The 24,164-nt window shown below is 39.4% G+C and carries 16 protein-coding genes, 2 tRNA genes and 3 rRNA genes; 12 read left to right on the forward strand and 9 right to left on the reverse strand.

Going from position 1 to position 24,164, the window contains the following annotated elements:
• The first annotated feature begins 251 nt into the window (after window positions 1-251).
• The 5 genes from H4J52_RS00005 to H4J52_RS00025 all read left to right on the forward strand — a co-directional run bounded on the left by H4J52_RS00005 (window position 252) and on the right by H4J52_RS00025 (window position 5,659).
• Window positions 252-1,794 (forward strand): 16S ribosomal RNA (locus tag H4J52_RS00005).
• An 86-nt stretch (window positions 1,795-1,880) separates the two neighbouring features.
• Window positions 1,881-1,956: transfer RNA gene (locus H4J52_RS00010), tRNA-Ala, on the forward strand.
• A 367-nt stretch (window positions 1,957-2,323) separates the two neighbouring features.
• Window positions 2,324-5,214 (forward strand): 23S ribosomal RNA (locus H4J52_RS00015).
• A 155-nt stretch (window positions 5,215-5,369) separates the two neighbouring features.
• Window positions 5,370-5,484, forward strand: a 5S ribosomal RNA gene (gene rrf, locus H4J52_RS00020).
• Together the 16S, 23S and 5S rRNA genes with 2 tRNA genes alongside form the textbook arrangement of a ribosomal RNA operon.
• Before the next feature lie 90 nt (window positions 5,485-5,574).
• A tRNA-Tyr gene (locus H4J52_RS00025) sits at window positions 5,575-5,659 on the forward strand.
• A 72-nt stretch (window positions 5,660-5,731) separates the two neighbouring features.
• Here H4J52_RS00025 and H4J52_RS00030 read toward each other — a convergent pair.
• Entirely contained in the window at window positions 5,732-7,375 is a 1,644-nt protein-coding gene (locus H4J52_RS00030; RefSeq protein WP_182224040.1) for a response regulator, read from the reverse strand.
• 213 nt (window positions 7,376-7,588) lie between these two features.
• On the opposite strand from H4J52_RS00030, the gene H4J52_RS00035 reads away from it, so the two are divergent.
• Window positions 7,589-8,965 (forward strand): DEAD/DEAH box helicase, encoded by a 1,377-nt coding sequence (locus H4J52_RS00035; RefSeq protein WP_182180300.1) that lies wholly within the window; start codon window positions 7,589-7,591, stop codon window positions 8,963-8,965.
• Between the two features lie 27 nt (window positions 8,966-8,992).
• Here the strand turns inward: H4J52_RS00035 and H4J52_RS00040 are convergent, their stop codons facing one another.
• Entirely contained in the window at window positions 8,993-9,439 is a 447-nt protein-coding gene (locus H4J52_RS00040) for a YaiI/YqxD family protein (RefSeq protein ID WP_182180302.1), read from the reverse strand.
• Between the two features lie 168 nt (window positions 9,440-9,607).
• Between H4J52_RS00040 and H4J52_RS00045 the strand changes: the two genes are divergently transcribed.
• From H4J52_RS00045 to H4J52_RS00055, 3 genes are read left to right on the forward strand one after another with little or no spacing between them, the layout of a single operon-like run.
• A complete protein-coding gene (locus H4J52_RS00045; protein ID WP_182180304.1) occupies window positions 9,608-10,084 on the forward strand; it encodes an acyl-CoA thioesterase in 477 nt (158 codons plus the stop codon).
• Window positions 10,085-10,121: 37 nt separating this feature from the next.
• Window positions 10,122-10,529 (forward strand): DUF2750 domain-containing protein, encoded by a 408-nt coding sequence (locus H4J52_RS00050; RefSeq protein WP_182224112.1) that lies wholly within the window; start codon window positions 10,122-10,124, stop codon window positions 10,527-10,529.
• Window positions 10,530-10,533: 4 nt separating this feature from the next.
• Entirely contained in the window at window positions 10,534-11,787 is a 1,254-nt protein-coding gene (locus H4J52_RS00055; protein WP_182224041.1) for a DEAD/DEAH box helicase, read from the forward strand.
• Between the two features lie 27 nt (window positions 11,788-11,814).
• On the opposite strand, the gene H4J52_RS00060 is transcribed toward H4J52_RS00055, so the two are convergent.
• The 7 genes from H4J52_RS00060 to H4J52_RS00090 form a co-directional block, all read right to left on the reverse strand.
• Window positions 11,815-13,089 (reverse strand): PAS domain-containing sensor histidine kinase, encoded by a 1,275-nt coding sequence (locus H4J52_RS00060; protein ID WP_182224042.1) that lies wholly within the window; start codon window positions 13,087-13,089, stop codon window positions 11,815-11,817.
• Window positions 13,090-13,113: 24 nt separating this feature from the next.
• Window positions 13,114-14,496: a sigma-54 dependent transcriptional regulator gene (locus H4J52_RS00065; RefSeq protein WP_220461049.1), complete on the reverse strand. Its 1,383-nt coding sequence runs from the start codon at window positions 14,494-14,496 to the stop codon at window positions 13,114-13,116.
• Between the two features lie 136 nt (window positions 14,497-14,632).
• Complete coding sequence (locus H4J52_RS00070; RefSeq protein WP_182224043.1) at window positions 14,633-17,095, reverse strand: ABC transporter permease; 2,463 nt, start codon at window positions 17,093-17,095, stop codon at window positions 14,633-14,635.
• Window positions 17,092-17,823 (reverse strand): ABC transporter ATP-binding protein, encoded by a 732-nt coding sequence (locus H4J52_RS00075; RefSeq protein ID WP_182180312.1) that lies wholly within the window; start codon window positions 17,821-17,823, stop codon window positions 17,092-17,094. Before H4J52_RS00075 ends, H4J52_RS00070 begins: the two co-directional genes overlap by 4 nt.
• Before the next feature lie 66 nt (window positions 17,824-17,889).
• Window positions 17,890-19,128, reverse strand: a complete 1,239-nt coding sequence (locus H4J52_RS00080; protein ID WP_182224044.1) for an efflux RND transporter periplasmic adaptor subunit — start codon at window positions 19,126-19,128, stop codon at window positions 17,890-17,892.
• 211 nt (window positions 19,129-19,339) lie between these two features.
• Window positions 19,340-19,990: a thiol:disulfide interchange protein DsbA/DsbL gene (locus H4J52_RS00085; RefSeq protein WP_182180316.1), complete on the reverse strand. Its 651-nt coding sequence runs from the start codon at window positions 19,988-19,990 to the stop codon at window positions 19,340-19,342.
• A gap of 117 nt (window positions 19,991-20,107) precedes the next feature.
• Window positions 20,108-20,272 (reverse strand): hypothetical protein, encoded by a 165-nt coding sequence (locus H4J52_RS00090; protein WP_182224045.1) that lies wholly within the window; start codon window positions 20,270-20,272, stop codon window positions 20,108-20,110.
• 110 nt (window positions 20,273-20,382) lie between these two features.
• On the opposite strand from H4J52_RS00090, the gene H4J52_RS00095 reads away from it, so the two are divergent.
• From H4J52_RS00095 to H4J52_RS00105, 3 genes are read left to right on the forward strand one after another with little or no spacing between them, the layout of a single operon-like run.
• Entirely contained in the window at window positions 20,383-21,309 is a 927-nt protein-coding gene (locus H4J52_RS00095; protein WP_182223446.1) for a LysR substrate-binding domain-containing protein, read from the forward strand.
• Between the two features lie 38 nt (window positions 21,310-21,347).
• A complete protein-coding gene (locus tag H4J52_RS00100; protein ID WP_182224046.1) occupies window positions 21,348-22,748 on the forward strand; it encodes a sigma-54 dependent transcriptional regulator in 1,401 nt (466 codons plus the stop codon).
• Window positions 22,729-24,030 carry a PAS domain-containing sensor histidine kinase gene (locus H4J52_RS00105; protein WP_182224047.1) on the forward strand — a complete coding sequence of 434 codons (1,302 nt, stop codon included), beginning with the start codon at window positions 22,729-22,731 and terminating at the stop codon, window positions 24,028-24,030. Before H4J52_RS00100 ends, H4J52_RS00105 begins: the two co-directional genes overlap by 20 nt.
• The last annotated feature ends 134 nt before the right edge of the window (window positions 24,031-24,164 follow it).

The following is a 24,164-nucleotide window of genomic DNA, read 5'->3' on the forward strand; positions in this document are numbered from 1 at the left end:
TTCTTTAACAATTAGTTATCATGCAATTTGTGTGGACACTCACATTACATTGATTTTACATAGTCGGTTCTTAATTCTCTCACGAGAGGCAAGGAAAGACGTAAAACAGTTTAATAATGATGTCACACAGATTAAGTATTAATCATTAATTTGATTAGTACGTTTTATGTAGTTATTAGCTTCGGCTAGTAACACGACAGAATTCATTGAGCAGATGTCTTGGTTTCGACTAAGCATCACAAACGATTTTTTAATTGAAGAGTTTGATCATGGCTCAGATTGAACGCTGGCGGCAGGCTTAACACATGCAAGTCGAGCGGTAACAGAGATAGCTTGCTATCTGCTGACGAGCGGCGGACGGGTGAGTAATGCTTGGGAATATGCCATATGGTGGGGGACAACAGTTGGAAACGACTGCTAATACCGCATAACGTCTACGGACCAAAGAGGGGGATTCTTCGGAACCTCTTGCCATTTGATTAGCCCAAGTGAGATTAGCTAGTTGGTGAGGTAATGGCTCACCAAGGCGACGATCTCTAGCTGGTTTGAGAGGATGATCAGCCACACTGGGACTGAGACACGGCCCAGACTCCTACGGGAGGCAGCAGTGGGGAATATTGCACAATGGGCGAAAGCCTGATGCAGCCATGCCGCGTGTGTGAAGAAGGCCTTCGGGTTGTAAAGCACTTTCAGTTGTGAGGAAAGGGGTGTAGTTAATAGCTGCATCCTATGACGTTAGCAACAGAAGAAGCACCGGCTAACTCCGTGCCAGCAGCCGCGGTAATACGGAGGGTGCGAGCGTTAATCGGAATTACTGGGCGTAAAGCGTGCGTAGGCGGTTTGTTAAGCAAGATGTGAAAGCCCAGGGCTCAACCTTGGAACTGCATTTTGAACTGGCAAACTAGAGTACTGTAGAGGGTGGTGGAATTTCCAGTGTAGCGGTGAAATGCGTAGAGATTGGAAGGAACATCAGTGGCGAAGGCGGCCACCTGGACAGATACTGACGCTGAGGCACGAAAGCGTGGGGAGCAAACAGGATTAGATACCCTGGTAGTCCACGCCGTAAACGATGTCAACTAGCTGTCTGTGGACTTGATCCGTGGGTAGCGGAGCTAACGCATTAAGTTGACCGCCTGGGGAGTACGGCCGCAAGGTTAAAACTCAAATGAATTGACGGGGGCCCGCACAAGCGGTGGAGCATGTGGTTTAATTCGATGCAACGCGAAGAACCTTACCATCCCTTGACATCCACAGAAGAGACTAGAGATAGACTTGTGCCTTCGGGAACTGTGAGACAGGTGCTGCATGGCTGTCGTCAGCTCGTGTTGTGAAATGTTGGGTTAAGTCCCGCAACGAGCGCAACCCCTATCCTTATTTGCCAGCGCGTTATGGCGGGAACTCTAAGGAGACTGCCGGTGATAAACCGGAGGAAGGTGGGGACGACGTCAAGTCATCATGGCCCTTACGGGATGGGCTACACACGTGCTACAATGGCAAGTACAGAGGGCAGCAATACCGCGAGGTGGAGCGAATCCCACAAAGCTTGTCGTAGTCCGGATTGGAGTCTGCAACTCGACTCCATGAAGTCGGAATCGCTAGTAATCGTAGATCAGAATGCTACGGTGAATACGTTCCCGGGCCTTGTACACACCGCCCGTCACACCATGGGAGTGGGATGCAAAAGAAGTGGCTAGTTTAACCTTCGGGAGGACGGTCACCACTTTGTGTTTCATGACTGGGGTGAAGTCGTAACAAGGTAACCCTAGGGGAACCTGGGGTTGGATCACCTCCTTATCTTGAAGTAAAAACAGTTTAATGGAAACCTCGGTTTCACGAGTGTCTACACAAATTACATGATAACAAATTAGAAGAATCCCGATGGGGCTATAGCTCAGCTGGGAGAGCGCCTGCCTTGCACGCAGGAGGTCTGCAGTTCGATCCTGCATAGCTCCACCACCTCGATTCTTCATTAAAGAAAAGACCAAACTTAAACTGTTCTCATGAACACGTTAAGTTTGGTTTTTTAAACCACGTTTTTAACCGAATGCGCGTTAAGAATGAGTTCTTTAACAATCTGGAAAGCTGATATAAATAAGATATTTATAAAGCAATGAACGGTGTCGCGCTGTGATTTGCACATTTTATAACTATCTACAAAAGCGATTAATAGTGAAAGCTGTTAATCAACATTTGTTTGCTCTTACTCAGAGTAAACATCTTATTCAAGACACATTTATTTGTGCGTGAAAATGTCAGACTTTACAATTGCCTTGGATTAGTCTCCGAGGTGTACTTCGTGTCGAAAGACTACTTAGGGTTGTATGGTTAAGTGACTAAGCGTATGTGGTGGATGCCTTGGCAGTTAGAGGCGATGAAGGACGTGTTAATCTGCGATAAGCATTGGTAAGGTGATAAAAACCGTAATAGCCAATGATTTCCGAATGGGGAAACCCACTGACATAAGTCAGTATCATTAAGTGAATACATAGCTTAATGAAGCGAACCAGGAGAACTGAAACATCTAAGTACCCTGAGGAAAAGAAATCAACCGAGATTTCGTTAGTAGCGGCGAGCGAACGCGAATCAGCCCTTAAGCTTATTGGGCGCTAGTGGAATGTACTGGAAAGTACAACGATACAGGGTGATAGTCCCGTACACAAAAGCAACCTTTAAGTGAAATCGAGTAGGACGGAGCACGTGAAACTTTGTCTGAATATGGGGGGACCATCCTCCAAGGCTAAATACTACTAACTGACCGATAGTGAACCAGTACCGTGAGGGAAAGGCGAAAAGAACCCCTGTGAGGGGAGTGAAATAGAACCTGAAACCGCATACGTACAAGCAGTGGAAGCCGGATTTAGTCCGGTGACTGCGTACCTTTTGTATAATGGGTCAGCGACTTATATTCTGTAGCAAGGTTAACCGATTAGGGGAGCCGTAGCGAAAGCGAGTGTTAACTGCGCGTTTAGTTGCAGGGTATAGACCCGAAACCCGGCGATCTACCCATGGGCAGGTTGAAGGTTGAGTAACATCAACTGGAGGACCGAACACACGTATGTTGAAAAATGCGGTGATGACTTGTGGGTCGGAGTGAAAGGCTAATCAAGCCGGGAGATAGCTGGTTCTCCCCGAAATCTATTTAGGTAGAGCCTCGCACGAACACCATTGGGGGTAGAGCACTGTTAAGGCTAGGGGGTCATCCCGACTTACCAACCCTTTGCAAACTCCGAATACCAATGAGTGATATGCGGGAGACACACTGCGGGTGCTAACGTCCGTTGTGAAGAGGGAAACAACCCAGACCGCCAGCTAAGGTCCCAAAGTACTAGTTAAGTGGGAAACGATGTGGAAAGGCATAGACAGCTAGGAGGTTGGCTTAGAAGCAGCCATCCTTTAAAGAAAGCGTAATAGCTCACTAGTCGAGTCGGTCTGCGCGGAAGATGTAACGGGGCTAAACTAGTCACCGAAGCTGCGGATTCATAATTTATTATGAGTGGTAGGGGAGCGTTCTGTAAGCCGTTGAAGGTGAGTTGTAAAGCTTGCTGGAGGTATCAGAAGTGCGAATGCTGACATGAGTAACGATAAGGGGAGTGAAAAACTCCCCCGCCGAAAGACCAAGGTTTCCTGTCCCATGTTAATCAGGGCAGGGTAAGTCGGCCCCTAAGGCGAGGCGGAAACGCGTAGTCGATGGGAAACAGATTAATATTTCTGTACTTCTATATATTGCGAAGGAGGGACGGAGTAGGCTAAATGAGCACGGCGTTGGTAGTCCGTGTGAAAGTACGTAGGTGGTTAACTTAGGTAAATCCGGGTTTTCATTCAACACTGAGATACGAGACGAGATTCTACGGAATTGAAGTCATTGATGCCATGCTTCCAGGAAAAGCTTCTAAGCTTCAGATATATAGGAACCGTACCCCAAACCGACACAGGTGGTTAGGTAGAGAATACTAAGGCGCTTGAGAGAACTCGGGTGAAGGAACTAGGCAAAATAGTACCGTAACTTCGGGAGAAGGTACGCTACTCTCGGTTAAACCCTTGCGGTGTAAGCTAAGAGTAGTCGAAGTAACCAGGTGGCTGGAACTGTTTATTAAAAACACAGCACTGTGCAAAATCGAAAGATGACGTATACGGTGTGACGCCTGCCCGGTGCCGGAAGGTTAATTGATTCGGTTAGCGTAAGCGAAGCTGATGATCGAAGCCCCGGTAAACGGCGGCCGTAACTATAACGGTCCTAAGGTAGCGAAATTCCTTGTCGGGTAAGTTCCGACCTGCACGAATGGCGTAATCATGGCCACACTGTCTCCACCCGAGACTCAGTGAAATTGAATTTGCGGTTAAGATGCCGTATACCCGCGGCTAGACGGAAAGACCCCGTGAACCTTTACTATAGCTTGACAGTGAACATTGCTCCTACATGTGTAGGATAGGTGGGAGACTATGAAACCATGTCGCTAGATGTGGTGGAGTCTACCTTGAAATACCACCCTTGTATGCGTGATGTTCTAACCTAGGGCCCTTATCGGGCCTGGGGACACTGTCTGGTGGGTAGTTTGACTGGGGCGGTCTCCTCCTAAAGAGTAACGGAGGAGCACGAAGGTTGGCTAAGTATGGTCGGACATCATACGGTTAGTGCAATGGCATAAGCCAGCTTAACTGCGAGACAGACACGTCGAGCAGGTACGAAAGTAGGTCATAGTGATCCGGTGGTTCTGTATGGAAGGGCCATCGCTCAACGGATAAAAGGTACTCCGGGGATAACAGGCTGATACCGCCCAAGAGTTCATATCGACGGCGGTGTTTGGCACCTCGATGTCGGCTCATCACATCCTGGGGCTGAAGTCGGTCCCAAGGGTATGGCTGTTCGCCATTTAAAGTGGTACGCGAGCTGGGTTTAGAACGTCGTGAGACAGTTCGGTCCCTATCTGCCGTGGGCGTTTGAGAATTGAAGAGGGCTGCTCCTAGTACGAGAGGACCGGAGTGGACGAACCGCTGGTGTTCGGGTTGTTATGCCAATAGCATTGCCCGGTAGCTACGTTCGGAACTGATAACCGCTGAAAGCATCTAAGCGGGAAGCAGGCTTTGAGATGAGTTCTCACTGGAGCTTTAAGCTCCCTAAAGGGTCGTTGGAGACTACAACGTTGATAGGTCAGGTGTGTAAGGACTGCGAGGTCTTGAGCTAACTGATACTAATTACCCGTGAGGCTTAACCATACAACACCCAAGTAGTTTTACTGCGAAGTGTTTGTAGAGACTGACAGAATAAATCACGCACTGTAATGCATTGAATAAGAAAACGCTTTTATATTTATTGCTCTGTTGAGCAACAGCTTTCAAGATTGGCTTATTAATTTAAGCAAAAGTTTTTGTCTAGCGACAATAGCACTGTGGCACCACCTGATCCCATTCCGAACTCAGAAGTGAAACGCAGTAGCGCCGATGGTAGTGTGGGAGTTCCCATGTGAGAGTAGGACATTGCTAGGCGCCTATTAAGTTTGATAGTGATCACTTATAGTGGCATTGTTAAGCGGCTGTTTAAGACATACCAACTCTATGTTGATATGTCGGCCCCGTGGAGGGGTTCCCGAGTGGCCAAAGGGACCAGATTGTAAATCTGATGGCTCAGCCTTCGGTGGTTCGAATCCACCTCCCTCCACCACTTCTTTCCTTATTAATAGCACCCAAAAAATTCATAAATAGTTATTCATACATTAATACCACTTCATTAATATTATTTATCCTCTGCTAAATCTTTCTTTATACTTATATATTTATCATTTAGTTTCATAAATCGTTTATACGACTCACTGTCTGATCTTAACTTACTAAACTCTTTAATTAACTCTTCTGCGAGTACTAAGTCACTATTACGTTCATTATTTGCATCAAATGAAACCAGTAATACCTGCAAAAGGTTGAGCTTGATCCCAATGTGATTAGGAAAATGTACTAAGGCTTTGTTCAGCTTATCAATTGCCAAGCTATAATGATTAACTCTATATAGGTTATTACCAACTTCCAAAGCATTTTGAGCGGCAATTTTGTCACTTTCACGTAAAGGCTTACCTAACAGAGCGGCTATTTGTGAGAGTAGCTCGGTATTGTCTGGGTTAGCTTGAGCTAGTTCATTAAGTAAGTTCTGTGCATAAGCTGCTCTTTGCAATGCGATTAGTGATTTCGCAATAGCAATAGTCCCTGATGTCGATAATTGGTATTTAAATCTACTTAATAGACGTTCTGCATCCTTAAGGTTTTCTTTAGCGAGTTGAGCTTCATTTGCCTTATGATGTAACCTTGCCGTTAATAATTGGCTATGGATTTTTAACTCAGCAGAGCTAAAATCTTTCACCATATCTGTAAGCGCTTTAAAGCCTTTATTATTTAATTTACGTACTTGAAATGTACTTAGGTTTTCTGCGTATTCAAGCAAGGCTTCGACAAAAAGTAATGCATTTTCAGGCTTTTTATGAACAGAGTGGTAGGCCAACTCATTGGTTTTAGAGAGGGCATATGTTGCTTTATCAAAGTTCTCGTTACTAACACATAAATCAGCATAATTTTTTAATCGTAATACAGAACGTGGTGATATCAATAAGGCTTTTTCTAGAACATCTTCAGCTAAATTAGGTTGCTGTGTTAATTTATAAGCTTTAGCCAACCAGTCGTAAGCTGATAAATAAAGCGGATTACTATCAACAACAGCACTGAAATAATGTATCGCTAAGTCGAAGTCGTTTTCAACTAAGGCTATTTTACCTAAGCCAATTGCTGCCCATTGACAATTAGGAGCACCGAGGTAAGCATCGTAAATCTCTCTTGCTTGATCAAATTGTGCTAATTCAAAATGTTGTCGTGACTTTATTCCTAAACATTCTGTTTTATATGTAGAATTTTGTGTAATTAATCGTTCACAAAGCAATAAGACCTTTTGAAAATTATCTGCATCCATCGCTTTATAAATGTTGAGCATTGCGTCTTTTTTTTGAAAACACCTTGACAATCGGGTACTTAGGTCATTGAGGGTATAAGGCTTTGCTAAATACTCATCAGGTTTATGCTCCAGTGCTGCTAGCACCATCGCTTGAGATACCTCTGCAGTGATCATTACTATCGTACAATGGCGTGATATCATTTGCCTAGCACGTAATTCTTCAAGAATTTGCTGGCCATTTTTTTTATCTTCACCCAGATCATAGCCTAACAAAATCACATCGAACTTTATCTCATCGCATAGAGACATAATTTCAGGCGCATGATGACTGCTATCAACCTTCATTGCACCTAAACTATATGCGAATATCTTTAATGTATTGCGCGATTGTTCAATATTGTCGACAACGAGAAAGTGCTTGTTGCCGTAATCAATATTAGTCATAAATTCCCTTTCAAAGTCTCATTACCACAGTGACTTTTAACGGAAAACAGAGGGCTTGTCTAGTTTTGTCAGTAACTAACATTAAATATTTGTATTTTAATAAAATTCAACGGTCAATACGACGACTCGTAATTGCACTTAACATAGCTATACTGTATTCTGCAACGCCGCTGTACATTGGCTAACTTCCACTTTTTATAAAGAGATTTATCTATGGGTTTTACCTCGTTGGGCTTATCTGCCCCGATTCAAAAAGCGATTGCTGAGAAGGGTTATACCGAACCATCTCCAATTCAAGCACAAGCTATTCCTGCCGTATTAAGTGGGCAAGATGTTATGGCTGCTGCACAAACGGGAACAGGAAAAACAGCAGGATTCACTCTACCAATTTTGGAACGCTTATCCGGTGGAAACAAACCACAAGCTAATCAAGTTCGTACCCTTATTTTAACGCCTACACGAGAGCTCGCTGCGCAAATATACGAAAATGTGGAAATGTACGGTAAGTATTTACCTTTAACGGCCACTGTTGTTTTTGGTGGTGTTAAAATTAATCCGCAAATGATGCGTTTACGCCAAGGTGTCGATATATTGGTAGCAACGCCAGGTCGTCTTCTTGATCTTTATAATCAGAAAGCGGTTAGTTTTAAACAACTTGAAATACTCGTACTCGATGAAGCGGATAGAATGCTAGATATGGGCTTTTTACGCGATATTAAAAAAGTTTTATCGGTATTACCAAAACAACGCCAGAACCTTTTATTTTCAGCAACCTTTTCAGAAGATATCCGTGATTTAGCACGTGGATTAGTAAATAACCCTGTAGAGATCTCAGTTAGCCCAAGAAACACCACGGCAGAAAAAGTTGCACAGGTAATATATCCAGTAGATAAAAAACAAAAAGCTGGACTATTAACCGCATTAATAAAAGATAATGGTTGGCAACAAGTTTTAGTGTTTATGAAAACTAAACATGGAGCGAATAAATTAACAAAGCAACTAGAAGCCGAAGGTATAAAAGCAGCTGCAATTCATGGCAATAAAAGCCAAGGGGCTAGAACAAAAGCCTTAGCAAATTTTAAAGATGGTACAGTGAATGTTTTAGTTGCCACTGATATTGCGGCGCGTGGTATTGATATTGACCAATTACCGCAGGTTGTTAACTTTGAATTACCTAATGTAGCAGAAGACTATGTTCACCGAATCGGTAGAACAGGTCGAGCAGGTGCTAGTGGTAAAGCTGTTTCTTTAGTGTGCTCAGATGAAATTGATTTATTGAATGATGTAGAACACCTTATACAAACCCATATTCCTCGTGAAGTTATCGAAGGGTTTGAACCTTTTAATGTTTTATTGGAGTCACGCCCGTTAAGACCTTTGAAAGCAAATAAACCTAAAAAGGCTAAATCCGAACACCATGACGGACAGCGTTCTGCAGATAATGCTCGAGGCCATAAGCCACAAAGTAAAAACCCTCGTCATAGAAATGATAGTAACGCGAATAAAGATTCAAATGCAGGTGGCCGTCGTAAAAACCCAGCAAGTAACGCCCCTAAAAATAGTAGCGACCCGTATTCAGCTTCACGCTAATTAATAAACTAAGGCTCTTAATGAGCCTTAAATTCTTTTAGCTAATAATTTATCAAGGTTATTTGCAAAGGCTTGTCTGTCACCTTGACTAATCGGTGGTACGCCACCCGTTTGAATGCCGCTAGAGCGCAACGTATCCATAAAGTCGCGCATGTTGAGTCTTTGCCTAATATTACTTTCGGTATAAAGTTCACCTCTAGGGTTTAGAGCCAGACAACCTTTTTCTACGACTTCTGCCGCTAACGGGATATCTGCAGTGATCACTAAGTCATGTGCAGTACAGCGTTTAACAATTTCATTATCAGCCACATCAAAACCTGAACTTACTTGTACAAAGAAAATAAACTTGGACGGTGGCATTTTTAGAAAATGATTGGCAACTAAAATAGTTTCAATTTTTGCACGGTCAGCCGCACGAAATAAGATATCTTTAATTACCGCAGGACAAGCGTCGGCATCGACCCAAATTTTCATTATATTCCTCTTAGATTTATTGATTGCGATTGTTTGGCGGATATATTTCTATTTTAATATCATGATTGTTGGTATACCTAGTAGAATATATACAACGGTAAAATTTTAAATTGAAAGGGTATCCATCCACAAGGATAACCCATTAATATCTTTTAAGAGAGTTAAAGCATGAACAAACCACAAAGAGACATCACCCTTAGATTTTTAGCCGAACCACAAGATGTAAATTTTGGTGGTAAAGTTCACGGTGGGGCGGTAATGAAATGGATCGATCTAGCTGCTTATGCTTGTTCAGCTGGTTGGAGTGGTCGCTATTGTGTAACTGCTTATGCGGGTGGTATACGTTTTATTGCTCCGATTCATGTTGGTAGCTTAGTTGAAGTTGAGGCTAAGGTGATCTACACCGGTAATTCATCAATGCATATTGCATTAGAAGTTAATGCCTGTGATCCAAAGTTCCTTAATCGTACATTAACCACTCATTGCATTGTTATAATGGTAGCAGTGGACGAGAACGGTAAGTCTGAAAAAATACCAACGTGGATCCCAGAGTCACCAGAAGATATTAAACAACATGAGTCAGCGATAAAGTTGATGGAAATGCGCAAACTCATTGGCGAAGAAATGCAAATTTTTGTGGAATAGTCATGCTACCTAATACAAAATCTGATAGGAATATTTTATAGTGCAAGCTCTAGACGAACAACAAATCAAACTCGTTTTAAATTACGATGATGCTCAACGAGCAAATTACTTTCTGAAAGAAGTTGTCGCAAATAATGAAATTTGGATATTAAAAGACGAGCACGGCTGTGTGATGCTTAATACCGAAGATGAAGATTGCGTACCTGTCTGGCCAAATAAAGAATTTGCGCAAGCTTGGGCCACAGATGAATGGCAAGAATGTCAGGCAGAAGCTATTTCATTAAGTAAATGGTTTAGTCGTTGGTCACATGGGCTAGTAGAAGATGAGTTAGCTTTAATCGTTTTTCCAAGCCAAAATGAACAAGGGTTAGTTTTCTATCCTGAAGAACTTGAACAAGAACTAAAAAACAAACAGAAAAATCAATCAGCCGTAGGTGAGCGTTAATTACATGAGTTTTACTTCTTTAGCATTAGACAAAAGCTTAACCGATGCTGTTAACGCTCTCGGTTATACCGAAGCCACCCCCATTCAGCAAAAGGCTATTCCTGTTATCTTAGCAGGAAAAGACATTATGGCTGGAGCACAAACGGGGACAGGTAAAACAGCCGCGTTTGCTTTACCTATTTTACAAAAGTTAATGACTGAACTCCCTGAAAAACGTCCAGTTCGCGCTTTAGTCTTAACGCCAACACGTGAACTTGCACAACAGGTCTATAAAAGCTTTATTAGTTACGCAGAGAATACTGAGCTCAATATTGCCGTCGCTTATGGTGGTGTGAGCATTAATCCACAAATTACCGCATTAAATAAAGGTGCTGATGTCTTAGTGGCAACCCCTGGACGATTGCTTGACCATATTATTAATGGCTCTTTGGCGTTAACGGAACTGGAATGTTTAGTCTTTGATGAAGCTGACCGTATGTTAGACATGGGCTTTAAAGACGAGATTGACCGCATCTTAAATCGTGTTCCATTAAAACGCCAAACGCTTTTATTTTCAGCGACCTTCGACGATGCAATTTTTAAACTCAGTAAAAATTTATTAACCGATCCTGAGTTAATTGAAGTTAGCGAGCGAAATGCTGCGGCGGCAAAAGTAGAGCAAATTCTTTATACCGTTGATAGTGATCGAAAGCGTGAATTAACCTCATTTTTAATCGGTTCAAAGAATTGGAAACAAGTCCTTATTTTCACCCGTACTAAGGTAACGGCTGATGCATTAGCGAAAGAAATGTGTAAAGACGGTATTAAAACGCAATCGATTCATGGTGATAAATCTCAAGGCGCAAGAGAAAAAGCCTTAGCAGAATTTAAAGAAGGAAAAACCCGTGCTCTAGTGGCTACTGATGTTGCTTCTCGTGGTTTAGATATTGCAAACTTAAACTATGTCATTAACTACGAACTCCCTTATATCGCGGAAGATTATATTCATAGAATAGGAAGAACGGGTCGAGCAGGTAATGAAGGGGTGGCTGTTTCGTTGATGAGCCCTAGCGAAGAGTGGTTATTAGAAGCGGTTGAAAAAGTACTTGATACGCGCTTATTACAGCAATGGTATCCTGGTTATGAACCTGACTTAACAAAAACAGAAAAGCCGGCAAGAAAAGGTGGACAGAAACAGCGAGATAGAAAAAAAGCGTTAGGTCAAAGTGCACGCTCGAAAAAACGAACAAGCACAGAAAGTAAATATGGGCGCCGTTAAACTTATCTTTGTCAGCTAAGCTAAATACTAACTGACAATGGGCCAACTCATTAATATGCTAGCGCCAACAATGGCGCTTTTATTTTTTCTGTTCTCGACACTAAGCTGGCCAAAGTGATTTTTTATAATTTCAGCACATAACGATAGACCTATGCCAGATCCTCCAGGTTTAGTGGTATAAAAAGGGGTTAATACATTGTTGAGATTAGCAAAACCTGGCCCGTTATCTTCAACTTCAATTATTTGTTGCTCTTGTTTATAAAATGCTTTTATGACTATTTTAGTTTGGATATTTTCACTTGCTTCTTGAGCATTCTTCACTAAATTTATAATCACCTGAGCTATTTGTTCTTCATCGCCGAAGCATTGTTGATTACCTTGGAATTCAATAAGACAAAGCTGCTCATTAACTAATAATTTCGTTTCATCAATAATTTCACTTAAATCAAACCACTCAAGCTTAGGTAATGGAAGTTGAGTTAATTTGCTGTATTCACTAATAAAAGACAATAATCGATTACTACGTTTATGAATTCGAGAAAGTACTAAACGGGTTTGCTGTTCATTTAATTCATCTGCTGATAAAAGAGTATCTGTCATAGAAGCCATGGGGGTTAACGAGTTACGTAATTCATGCCCTAAAACACGAATTAAGTTTTGCTGAGTTACGCTGCTATTTTTATTTAATAATTGAGAAATGTTGATAGCAGAAAAAAGCCAATGATCTTGGTTCTCTTGCTTGTATTGAATACTTTGACACTGCCATTGTTGATCAAATTTGGGGTGGGTTAACTGTCCATTTTGATGTTTAAAACCTAAGTCGCTTGCAAAACTTCCTACTAGCATAGGTTGTTGGATCTGTTCATTCATTGCTGTATTACGATAGGTGAGTTGTAGGTTTTCGTCGAACAAGCATACAGGTACAGACCAAGCATCGAGAATGTGATTTAATAAATTGTCTAAGCTTTGATGATTACGTGATTTGGTCAAATTTACTTGAGCTAATCCGGTAATTTCTTTTTGTAAAGCAAGCAGTAAATTATCGGGATGTTGTTGTTTAAAGCGAAGGTTCTGTTCACCCTCCTTAAGTATTTGGGTGAAAGTAGTCAGTTGCCTAATGGCTTGGCACCAAAATGAATAACAACGCCATGCTACCCAGATTAATGGGTAGGCAAGTGCAAATAATAATGTGGCTATACCGAGCAAGCTCCAACCTAAAGTTAAGGTGAGTGCGGCAACCAAGCTTATTATTAATAAAACCACAACACTTAGCGCGATGACTAAGTTTTTTTCATTGCTCACTTAACCGTACCAGCTTTCATATGCTTACTCTTTAGAGATGTTTTCATTATTAGCAAATTTTTCTAAGCGTCGATAAAGCGCATTACGCGAAATATCCAAAATTTTAGCAGCTTCAATAACGTTACCTTGTGTAACCGTCATCGCCTTGTCGATAAGCTGCTGCTCGGCTACTTCTAACGGTTGCAGAACAATATGATTTTGTTCATTTTGTGGAACTTCAAGTAATAACTGTAAATCGGTTATTTCATTACTGGTTGCCATTAATATGGCTCGTTCAATAACGTGACTCAATTCGCGTATATTACCCGGCCAGTTATGTCGATTAAGTTTAGTTAAAGCAGAGTCAGATAAGGTTATGGGATCCTTCTGATATTTTTTACAAAACTTATTAATAAAGTTTACTGTTAATAGCGCCATGTCAGCAAGGCGTTCTCGCAAAGGTGGTAAGGTGATTACGAACGTATTTAATCGGTAAAGTAAGTCTTGTCTAAAGCCACCCTCGGTAACCAAATAGTGTAAATTAGCATTGGTTGCGCTGATCAAACGAACATTAGCACTTTGTGTTTGGCTTGAACCTAATATTTCATATTGACCCGTTTCTAAAACGCGTAATAACTTAGGCTGTAAAATAAGGGGTAAAGAGCCTATTTCATCAAAAAACAAACTGCCTTGATCTGCTAATTGAAAACGGCCAATTCTATTTTGTTTCGCATCAGTAAATGCACCTTTTTGATGACCGAATAATTCACTTTCAAATAAATTTTCAGGTATCGCTGCCATATTAACTGAAATTAAGGGGTCATTATGGCGTGTTGAAAGTTGATGAATACGTTCTGCAAGCAGAGATTTCCCTGTACCGTTCTCACCTAGAATAAGTACATTGGCATCAGTCGGGGCTATTTGCTTAACTAGTTGCTCGATGGCAATCATAGCAGGTGATTGGCAAATCCATGTCGATGGCGTTTTATTTTCTACTGCTGAATTTAATAAAGCACGATAGCCTTGATTTTCTTGCTGAAGTTTAGCCACATTAAGCTGCTGGTGAATGCTATTGAGGAGCTTGTCTTTTTGCCATGGTTTTTCAATAAAATCGCCCGCACCTTGTTTTAAACCTTTAACGGCAAGTTTAATACTGCCCCATGCGGTCATTAAAATAACAGGAATATTACTTTTTTTAAGTTGAGTGAGTATTTCTAAGCCTTCTTTTCCGCTGGTGGTATCGCGGCTAAAGTTCATGTCTAATAAAATTAAATCAGGCTTTTGTCGTTCTGCTTGAATAATCACTTCTTTAGGATTTTCGGCTTCAATGATACGAAAGCCATTCGCTTGTAATAGTAACGTTAGGGCTAACCTAATATCTTCATCATCATCGGCGATGAGAATCGTGGCATTATTTTTATAATCCAACAAAAAATCCTTAACTATTTATATTGTTAATGTTGAGGCAGTAATAGACATAAACAAAGTGAGGAACTCTTGGTCAACCCTCACTTAACTTTATCAATTTACCTAATGATAACGTAATTTTAAGTATGAAAAAATATTACTCTTCACGTAATGCTTGCATTGGGTCAGCACTTATTACGCGCCAAGCAGGAATAATGACAGACAAAAGCACAATAAAAATTAAACCTAAATCTAATATCGACATAGCGACGCCATTAAATTCAGGTAACATCGTTATGTGCTTTTGAAGTTGCTCATAACCAAAAACTGAAAATGCAAAGCCTAGCCCTAAACCCAATACCAACATCCACAAAGCATCTTTCAAAATAAAGCGCACTAATAGTGACTGTTTCGCGCCAGTCGCCATGCGTACGGCTAATTCATACTTACGATTGTTGGTGGTCATTTGAGTCAAACCTGCGACACCAATAGCGGCAAGTATTATGGTCAGTAGGGTTACCGTGACTATTATCCATAAACTAGTACGATGCATTTGAGTCATTTCAGCCCACGTCTCATTCAATGCGGTAATTTCTAAGTTTTTGAACAGGGGGAATTGCGCTTTGAACTTATCTTCTATCATTGAAGTCGTTAGTTTTTTTCCTTCAGGCATCATAATCGTATAAGTTAAATAATTAGATGAACTAGGTTCTACATTATAAACAATGGGTAGTTGATGTTTTTTCAAGTGTCCTGGTAGGCTTTTAAGTGTTGGCACAATACCTTGGATAATAGCGTCTGAAACTCGTGATTTTTTACCAATAATTTCATTAAATGAAAGCTTGGGGTACATGATTTTTGCCATCGCGGTGTCCACAATAACTATTTGTTCATCATTTTCTATTTGTTCTTTTGTAATGTTTTTCCCAGCTATCAAGGGGATTTTAAAGGCTGAAAAGTAACTTTCGTTGAAATATTTTTTTTCATAGCTTAATGAAAAATTAGTATCCTCATTTTTATACGTTTGAATTGTAAATCTTCCATTAAGTGGCCCAGACGAAGGAACAATAACTTTGCTTTCACTTACATTGCTTTCAATAAACGTCATCATTGTTGTGTCATGATTACTTAATACCTTAGTTTCAAGGTGTTCAGCTAGAATGTTTTTATTTTTATTATCAATAGGTTCCATAGTGATCTGATAGCTATTACCTAATGTATAACCGACCTCACCAAAGACCTCTTCATAACTTTGCAGTGCGAGCATTACGCTTGATGTTAATAAAATAGAAGCTAAAGATAGCTGAAGTACCATTAATACTTTACTCAATGTTTGGTTGTTTTGTGCCTGTATACCTTTACCACTGCTATTTAGATTATCTACTAAGCTATGTTTATTAACGTCAATAGTCGCGAGTAAACTAAAAATTAGTGTCAATAACATTACAATTAATAAAGCGGCGATCACCGTTGGAAAATCAAGACTTATGGTTGCTAATAAAGGTAAATTGTTGCCAGCTAATATAGGCAAGAGTTTGATTATCCAGCCTGCTGACAATAAGCCAGTCATGGCTGCTAAACTGAAACAAGGGAGGTTTTCTAAAAAAATTAATAGTCGTAATTTATTTAGGCTGGCACCTAAACTTAACTGAATTGCAAATTCTTTACTTCTCGCCTGATAATGTGCGATAAACAAGTTCAATAAATTTAGCGCCGCCATTAATAATAAACCAACAACCGTTACCAATAAGGTGACAATAAGTGATACTGAAGAGCCTAGTAAGTTTTCACGGTAGCTTTTATTACTAATGTTTAGTTCGAAGTTTTTACTAAACATTTTGAATGTGCCTGCTGCCTCAGCCGTAAAATTGTTCTCTACGTATCTTTTACTCCATTCTTTAATTTCATTGTCAGTTAAAATTCTACGGTTATCTTTTTGTAAAACAATAATATTTTCTAAGTCGCCATTAAGGGCGTTTGACTCAGGTTCAGACTTTTTTTGTGGTAAGTTGCTTATCTTCCACACTTGGTTTGAATTGATAACACCCGTACTCTTTATTGCTGATACGTCTTCAATAACACCTGCAATGGTATAATTTTTCTCTTCTAGTTGAATGATTGAGCCTAGGGCAGAATTTTTGTTCGAAAATGCACTTTGCCATAAACTATTTGAGATCCAAACAAACCGTTCAGGTGAAGTAATATTAACGTCTTGGCCTTTAATTAATTTTGATCCTAATACGGTTAGAATGTTACTAGACGCTTTATGCTTATTTACCTCATATTGAGTATTATTGATGGAAATCTTGGCTGTTTGGGTGGAAATACTTGCCCATTCACCTAATGCCGAATAATCCTCATAAAAGTGAGCTAGACGTTTCATTTCAAAAAAAGGCACAATAAAATCATCACTAAAAGGAACATTTATTGAGTAAGTATGAAGCTTATCCTCATTAGGTACACCTTGTAACGGCTGGAAAAAAAGAGTCGATGAAATAGCGATTACCGTTAACACCGCACCAAGTGTTAGCCCTAAGGTTAGAATAAGCGGTACACTTAAACGAGGTAAAGAAAATACCCGTCCGATGCCGCTATAGAAAGCTTTACTGACTAAGCTCATGCAACCCCCTGTAATTCTCTATTTTTTTCGGCATGGTTTGGGTTGTTTGTATTTGCTTGCGAAACTATTTGTCCATCAAGTAGCTGAATTTGGCGACTTGCACAACGTGCATAGCGAGAATCATGGGTTACCATTACAATAGTAGAACCTGCTTTATTCAGTGTTTCTAATAAAGCCATAACTTGGTCACCATTTTTACTATCTAGGTTACCGGTGGGTTCATCCACTAAAATTAAATCAGGTTTCCCAACTAACGCACGAGCGATGGCAATACGTTGTTGTTGACCACCTGATAACTGATTAGGTCGATAACTTTGACGGTGTGCCATATCAACTTGCGCTAATACTTCTTCAACACGTTGCTTAATTTCTGCCTTTTTTACTTTCCTGTGTTCAAGTGGCAAAGCGACATTTTCAAAAACGGTCAAACTGTCGATTAAATTAAATGATTGAAATACATAGCCAATATGCTGGTTTCTTATTTGTGTTCTCTGGTCAACTTTCAAACCTTGGGTATTAATATCTGCTATTATATATTCACCTTCGCTGGCGTTATCCATTAACCCCATAATTGATAATAATGTTGATTTTCCGCAACCAGAAGGTCCGGTAATAGCAACAAACTCACCTTGATGAATATCTAAAGACACGCCTTGCAGTGCATGCGTTTCAATTTGTTTGCTATCGAAACGTTTATGAACGTTATTCATGTTAACTATAGTTTTCATTATTATTTCCTTATTTTTATGATTGTTTTAATGACTACATTTTTATAATAAATACTTAGAATTACGTTAATAAGTAAGGGTTAATTCTTTGAATCTTTCATAATGGCGAGTATCACTGCTAATAATTTCATCGCCAATACTTAACCCTCCAATTATCATCAATTTGTTTTGAGAAAGTTCTCCGAAAACAACTTCTCGTTGCACAACAGTATTTTTGTTAGTTTTTACGAATATACTTTGTTTTGAACGAGGGCGAAGACCCGATGTTTGCTTGATAAAAGTGGCATTGGCTTCGTGTTTTACAAATACTTGTGCAGACACTGACAGAGAGGGGCGAGCGTTCGAAGTCAGTTCGCTGTCAATTACCGCCTCAGCTAATACAGAGCCATTCGTTACAATACTTTCAATACGGCTTATATGTGCTTTGACTGAGCCTTTTTGAGTGTTAATCGTGACGAGGGCACCAATATCAATTTGATCTGCTAACTGTTGAGGCAAGCGTAAACGCGCGATTAACGCTAAATCACTACCTACTTTCGCAAGTGATTGGCCCAACTGAACACTTTGGCCTAATTCAACTTCTAAACTTTGTAATGAACCGGAAATCCCACCTTTTACATGCATGTCTTCAAGTTGTTTTTCTAATAAAACCACTTGAGATTCTTGCTGAGTAATCGTGATATCGCGTTGGGTTAATTGGTATCCTTGCATTTCAACAAATTGTATTAATTTTTCATTTTCAAACTTTAATCGCTTGGTTTGTTGTTTCACTGATAATTTAGCGCGTTGCAAATCTATTTGTGAGGAAACGCCTAAATCCATTAAGTTTTCATTAACAGAGAGTTCAAGCTGAGCTTTTTCAATTTCGGCCTCAATATCAGCGATACGACCTTGATAATTTAAGCGCAGACTTTGTTGCTCATATTTAAAGGCTTCACGTTGCGCTTGTTGTTGTGCTAACAAGCCTTTAGCTTGGTTAACTTCTTGCTCAAGTTTAGGGTTTGTTAATAATAGTATGATAGTTTCAGTTGTTATTTTTGTCCCTGGGCGAACTAAGATCTCAGCGACTTTACCCATTGCTGGCGCCGTGAGTAAACGCTCTTTGGCAGAATAAAACTCACCATAAGCATTTGTGTAAACATCAATAGCACCTTGCTCAACTGCTTGAAAAGTTAACGTGCCATAAGCTACTTCTTTGATCGCTTTACTACTCACAGCGAAAGCAGCATAACCAATAAGTGCAATAAATAAACTAAAGGCTAACCATTTTTTCCAAGGTTTTTGTTTTAATAATTTTATTTCCATTGAACGTCTATTGCTATAAGTATAAAGTTGAATAGTGTAATGGAAGAGTTATGCCAATAATTAAATTGTATATATATCAATTGAATATGTATTTTAATTTAATACAGAGGTGAGTAACTGTTCGTTTTTGATAGGCGTATGTTCGGAAATGTAAAATCTATTAAGTTCACCTTAATAGATTTTTATAATGGAGAAGGTAAATAATTGACCATTAAAGCGTAAAGAGGTGAGCAACTAATGCGGTGTAATCAGCGAAAAAGTTTTTATCATCTAATGCTTTTGAATTTATCACATACTTGCCATTAACAACCATCGTAGGTACCCCTGTTAAATAGCGAGCTTTTGATAACTTATCTTGCGTTTGTTTATTACGCTTAGCTTCGCTAACAATACTAAAGCTTTTCATGCCTTTATCAAACTTAGCGCCATTACCACCACTTAATATAAAAATCTCACGAATATCTTGTTCAGTCTCTATTGTTGATCGATCCGTTTGTAAATATTTAAAAACAGCAGGTGAAAACTTTTTAGCTATCGCTGTTTTTTCAGCAATGATAAGTGACTTACTCAACATAAATTGAATATCAGGCGTTGTTTGTCGCATAAAATCCACATGGGTTTTTTCTAGCTTTACCCCTTCAGGCAATACTTTTTCGAATTCAGTTAAGTAAGGTTCGTAAGCGCGACACGCAGGACAGTAATAAGAAAAGTATTCACGCAGCTCGGGTTTGTTAGTGCCTTGTGCGGAAATAACCGTATAGTGCTTACCTTCTTCAAATTTACTGTCTTGTGCTGCAACTGCTGTCGCAGCGAATAAGGTCAAGGCGATAAATCCGCCAAATAGTGTTTTAAGAGCTTTCATGGTTATCCTCAGAGAATCATTTATTAATTTTTATTGTTGCGAGTATAGACCAAAGTAAAAAACGTTGGTTCATCGTAAAATGTAAAAGTTTATTACGAAACTTTTTATCGAAAGCCATTATTTAAAATGAATTAACAAACATAAGTTTAAATTATTTGAAATGATAGCTAAACGTTGTTGAAGTTTAATTGTTTTATTTTTTAATCTATTACTCTTTTCATCAGTAAGTTTTTCATTAGTTTCTTTATTATCAGTAGTTAATGTCTTATTTTGCTTTTCCATTATCTATCCTTATTTATGGGTGTAACACTATTTTGTCAAAACAAAAAATGACAAACCAACGATATAAACTTACACTTAATATAAGTAAAACTTATGACTAATAAGTAAAGATGGATCAACGACTCAAGTATTTAAATGCAATGCGTACCTTTGAAAGTGCTGCTCGGCATAAAAGTTATAGTCAAGCGGCAGAAGAGTTGTTTGTTTCTCAAGCGGCGGTTAGCCAACAAATGCGGCAATTGGAAAATGTTCTATCCATAAAGTTATTTGTTCGTACGGGTCGTAAAATGTTGTTAACGCCAAGTGGCGAGACCTTGTATGAGTCGACACATCAAGCGCTTAATATCTTGATAAAAGGGCTTAACAGTATTCAACATGAAGATATTGCTGGCGATTTAACGATTACGTCAACACAAGCATTTTGTTCTTTATGGTTAATGCCTCGTTTATATAAATTTTCTCAAGTACATCCGGATATTAATGTACGTATATTAGGCTCAAATCAAAAAGAAGATTTACAACAAAAACATATCGATGTGGCGATACGCTTTGGTGTTAACAAACAAGTGTTCAACGCTGACAACCTCGTCATGGAAGATTTTGGTGAAGACGTTGTTTATCCTGTTTGCTCCCCAAAATTATTACAACACATGTGGCTTCAAAGCCCCAAAGACCTCCTAGACTGCACCTTAGTTAGCTTAGCTAATGAACAGGTAGTTACTTGGGATAAATGGTTTGAACATGCAGGCGTCAAAGGCTTTGAAAACATGACTAAGAAAACTGAAGTTACCTCGAGCGACATGGCCTTAAATGCGGTATTAAGCGGTCATGGCGTAACGTTGGCTGCTAGTGCAATGTTTTCGCAATATATCCCTACAAAACAATTGGTTGTGCCTTTTAAAATTAAGCATCCAGTGATTTGGAAGCGCTATATAGCCTATGATCCTAATTCAGCGAAGCGCAAACGTATTCAGGTTTTTATTGACTGGGTGCGCGCCGAGATGGCAAGCTCATCACCGAAAGTATTATTAAGATAATTTTGCTTTCGTTACATTTATCTAAGGAATATTAGTAGATGCCCTGTATTTTAGTTATTGATGACCGTCCTGATATCCGTCTAAGTTTAGCGGTATTGTTAGAAGATCACCACTACACCGTTATTGAAGCCGACAACCCTCAAATTGCACAAGTGAAATTAAAAAATCATGCTATATCCTTGATATTGCTTGATATGAACTATCAACTAGACACGACATCTGGTGAAGAAGGTTTAGCTTTTCTTACCTGGTTACAAAACTCTTCACTTGCACATACACCAACAATAGCAATGACCGCTTGGTCAAACACCGACCTAGTCGTAAAAGCAATGAACTTAGGTGCTAACGATTTTATTGAAAAGCCTTGGCGTAATAAACATTTATTACATACTGTGGCACAGCAGCTCGACCTCTTAAATCTTTCAAGTCAAAATAAAAAATTAAAACAACAACTTATCAATGAAAATTGTGACGATTATGTCTGGCAATCACCGGTTATGACGCAATTATTGAAAAAAGTAAAAGCGGTGGCAAATACTGATGTCAGTATTTTATTAACCGGTGACAATGGCACAGGTAAAAGCGAACTTGCTCGTTTTATTCATCAAGAATCACAGCGTAATAATGAAGCTTTTATTGCTGTCAATATGGGCGCTATCAGCGAGTCACTGTTTGAAAGCGAGATGTTTGGCCATAAAAAAGGCGCTTTTACTGATGCCAAACAAAACCGTATTGGGCGTTTTGAACTTGCTGAAAATGGCACTTTATTTTTGGATGAAATCGCCAATATTCCACTTTCCCAACAAGCTAAACTACTCCGTGTATTAGAAAATGGAGAATACGAAACCCTTGGGTCAAGCCTGACAAAAAAGACAAATACTCGTATAATATCAGCTACTAATGGTAACTTCACTCAGTTACTAAGTACTGAGTTATTTAGAGAAGATTTATATTACCGTCTTAATACGATTGAATTTAGAGTACCGTCGTTAAAAGAACGCACGGAAGATATTTTATTGTTAGCGCAATTCTTTGTTGATAAATTCACTAAAAAATATCAACGGTCTGCTCGCTCTATATCGCACGGTGCACAGCAAGCTATGCTTGATTACCATTGGCCAGGGAATGTGAGGGAAATGAGCCATTTAGTTGAACGAGCAGTATTGTTAGCTGAACATGAACAGTTATTGGCAGAAGATTTGCACATTAGAAATATCAGTCCCATGGGGGCAGTCGAAAAATTAGCCAACAATGCGCTTCAAAATAATGAGCAGAGTAATCAATTACCATTAATGACATTGGCTGAAGCGGAAGTTGCTATGGTTAAATTAGCGCTCAATAAAAGCGCAGGAAATGTACCTCAAGCGGCGTTATTGCTGGGTTTAACAAAAGCGTCGATGTATCGACGTGTGGAGAAATATGGCCTTGCTAAAAACTAATTCTCTAGAAAGCTTTATACAAAAAAAACTTGCCATACTATGTACCGTCATTTTGTTGTTAAGTGGTTGTATTTCATGGCTTTTAACGATAAGGTGGCAGTGGATCGTTATTATTGAATTAGTGCTTTTTACGATTTGTTTTGGCTTTACGTTGTCAATAAAGCAGCGCGTGATGCGATCTTTTACCCGTGCTTCTTTACATTTAGATGCCATTACTCAGGAAGATTATAACCAATTTGGAAAATCAACTTTCCCAAAGGGTAAAGTTAGTGAATTCCATCAGCAATTGAAACAACTGAGTGAAAAGTTACAAACACAAAAGTCTCATTATGATCAGCAGGCTTTTCTGGTTTATCAATTGATCTCGCAATTAGACACACCAGTTTTAATATTTAATGAAAAACAGCAGCTTACGCTTGGTAACGAAGCGTTTTATTATCTATTTAAGCAACCATGGCAAATGTTTCGTCACGCCACTGCCGATTTATTGGGTTTACATTACAATGATGGACACTGGAAGTTCATAGAACAAGCGAAACAAAATCGCTGGCAAATACGTCACAGTGAATTTATAGATGACGGTGAAAACCATCAACTGCTGCTTTTTATTGATATTGAACCCGCATTACGAGAAAGCCAATTAAATGCCTGGCAACAAATCATTCGCGTACTCGGCCATGAGATCCGTAATTCATTAACACCGGTATCTTCAATGGCAGAGACGCTAGCAGATAAAGCAAGCAACGAAAGAGACAAAATGGTACTTGGTGTGATTACCGAGCGTTGTTTGCATTTACAATCTTTTGTGAACCGTTATTCGTCGTTATCACAAAAACTACAAATAAACTGCCAGTGGTTGTCTGTAGAGCATGTTATTAGGTCTGTTTCAGGTTTGTTCACTGATATAAACATTACCCTCAACGCACGTGTTAATGAATTTTGGGCAGATGGCGAATTTATAGAACAAATTTTTATTAACTTATTTAAAAATGCTAAAGAGGCAGGCGCCACTGAAATAGCGGTTAGCCTTACTTTAGAAGATCAATATTACATTATTGAAATTACCGACGATGGCCATGGATTCTCTAACATGAACAACTTATTTGTTCCGCTCTATTCAACTAAACCACAAGGCCAAGGAATAGGGTTAAGCTTTTGTCGTAATATCATTGAACAGCATCATGGGGTAATGGAACTGCATAATAATAACGAGAGTGATCAACCGCAACAAGGCGTTAACGTAATGATGATACTACCTAAACCCAACATCAATAGGAGCTAGCAGTGGGTTCAATTATGAACTAGGCGCTAGTTCGAAAATGAACTTTTGTTTATTTGAGTAAATTGAACCGATGAAACTGTTTGTAACAATATGTTGATTTGTAAATAATATTTATTGTCATTTAATAGAGAAGT

The sequence above is a fragment of the Colwellia sp. MB02u-14 genome (assembly GCF_014076915.1).
Classification (GTDB): Bacteria; Pseudomonadota; Gammaproteobacteria; order Enterobacterales; family Alteromonadaceae; genus Colwellia_A.

Coding starts and splice junctions, on each gene's coding strand:
- H4J52_RS00030 (WP_182224040.1), bottom strand. CDS start 7,375: ATGACTAATATTGATTACGGCAACAAGCACTTTCTCGTTGTCGACAAT.
- H4J52_RS00035 (WP_182180300.1), top strand. CDS start 7,589: ATGGGTTTTACCTCGTTGGGCTTATCTGCCCCGATTCAAAAAGCGATT.
- H4J52_RS00040 (WP_182180302.1), bottom strand. CDS start 9,439: ATGAAAATTTGGGTCGATGCCGACGCTTGTCCTGCGGTAATTAAAGAT.
- H4J52_RS00045 (WP_182180304.1), top strand. CDS start 9,608: ATGAACAAACCACAAAGAGACATCACCCTTAGATTTTTAGCCGAACCA.
- H4J52_RS00055 (WP_182224041.1), top strand. CDS start 10,534: ATGAGTTTTACTTCTTTAGCATTAGACAAAAGCTTAACCGATGCTGTT.
- H4J52_RS00070 (WP_182224043.1), bottom strand. CDS start 17,095: ATGAGCTTAGTCAGTAAAGCTTTCTATAGCGGCATCGGACGGGTATTT.
- H4J52_RS00075 (WP_182180312.1), bottom strand. CDS start 17,823: ATGAAAACTATAGTTAACATGAATAACGTTCATAAACGTTTCGATAGC.
- H4J52_RS00080 (WP_182224044.1), bottom strand. CDS start 19,128: ATGGAAATAAAATTATTAAAACAAAAACCTTGGAAAAAATGGTTAGCC.
- H4J52_RS00085 (WP_182180316.1), bottom strand. CDS start 19,990: ATGAAAGCTCTTAAAACACTATTTGGCGGATTTATCGCCTTGACCTTA.
- H4J52_RS00090 (WP_182224045.1), bottom strand. CDS start 20,272: ATGGAAAAGCAAAATAAGACATTAACTACTGATAATAAAGAAACTAAT.
- H4J52_RS00095 (WP_182223446.1), top strand. CDS start 20,383: ATGGATCAACGACTCAAGTATTTAAATGCAATGCGTACCTTTGAAAGT.
- H4J52_RS00100 (WP_182224046.1), top strand. CDS start 21,348: ATGCCCTGTATTTTAGTTATTGATGACCGTCCTGATATCCGTCTAAGT.
- H4J52_RS00105 (WP_182224047.1), top strand. CDS start 22,729: ATGGCCTTGCTAAAAACTAATTCTCTAGAAAGCTTTATACAAAAAAAA.